Raw genomic sequence first — 1169 nt, forward strand, 5'->3', positions numbered from 1 at the left:
AGAATATGGATATCCAGACCTTCCGCCGCGATACGGGCGAAATGGTGGTGTTCACCAAGGCTGGGCGCATTCTGGTCGATGGCACCGCAGTGCAGCTCTCGTACTCGACACCGAATACGATGAATACGGCGGATAACATCCCCTCGATTTCGATCAATGGCCAAACCCAGATCGACATTAAGTCGGAGTTCCGCGACGGCAAAATCGCCGGGCTGATTACCTCGGTCGATACCACCCTCAAGGGGGTCGCCAATCAGCTCAATCAACTGGCCGAATCGCTTTACGGTAACTCGGCCCGCACCTCGGGCGTCGTTGATGAAGCACAGTTTAGCGCCACCGGTACATCTTATCCCTTCGGCCGCTTAGCAACGACGCCGAACAATAATAGCGGTACAGTGACGAGCCCGACCTATATCGATATTTCCCGAACGGGCGGTGCCACATTCCAACTTGGCGTCAATTTTAATATTGGTGATACCATCACCTTTAATAATGGTGCGACGGCTCGTATTGACGCTGTGGATACCAATAGCGCGAGCGGAAATTTGCGGTTCAAGGTCTCCAACTGGACGGGCGGCTTTACAGTTGCCTCACCAGCCAACCAGTGGGCGACGAACATCGGCGTGACTGCGGTTCCCGCTAATACGGCGAATGTAACCGGTCTTGACGATGGGTTCCGTTTGTTCGCCAACGTCGATATCACCCATTATAGCAGCACGACTGGAAGCTATGAATTCCGCGATGCTGCCGCCAGCATTAGCCTGCATGCCGATCTCGACCCGAGCAAGGGCGGCAATGCCGGGTTGCTGGCACTCGCCAATGATCCCTTCACCAAGAACCTCGCCAAAACCCTGTCGGACACGTTTACGGCGGTCCAAGCGATTGGCCAGAGCATCGGCGGGGTTTCCTCGGGTTCCTATAGTTATGCGAGCTATGCGAAATCGATGGTGTCGCAAAACGCCATCGTCGCCAGCAAGACTTCGGCCGATGCCGATTTCCAAGTGGAATTCGTGCGCTCGCTGCAAAGCCAAGCCTCGGAGCTCGAAGGCGTGAATGTGGACGAAGAAATGGCCAATCTGGTGACCTACCAGAACGCCTATTCGGCCTCCGCTCGAGTTGTGACGACCATCAATGAAATGTTCGATACCCTGCTGGGTATCGGCGCTTAA

At 55.2% G+C, this 1169-nt stretch carries 1 protein-coding gene; it reads left to right on the top strand.

The annotated features are described in order from the left end of the window. On the top strand, positions 1 to 1169 hold a 1169-nt coding region (locus VZ95_RS18940), incomplete at its 5' end, for a flagellar basal body rod C-terminal domain-containing protein (protein WP_045777247.1).

This window comes from Elstera litoralis, assembly GCF_000963705.1.
Classification (GTDB): Bacteria; Pseudomonadota; Alphaproteobacteria; order Elsterales; family Elsteraceae; genus Elstera; species Elstera litoralis.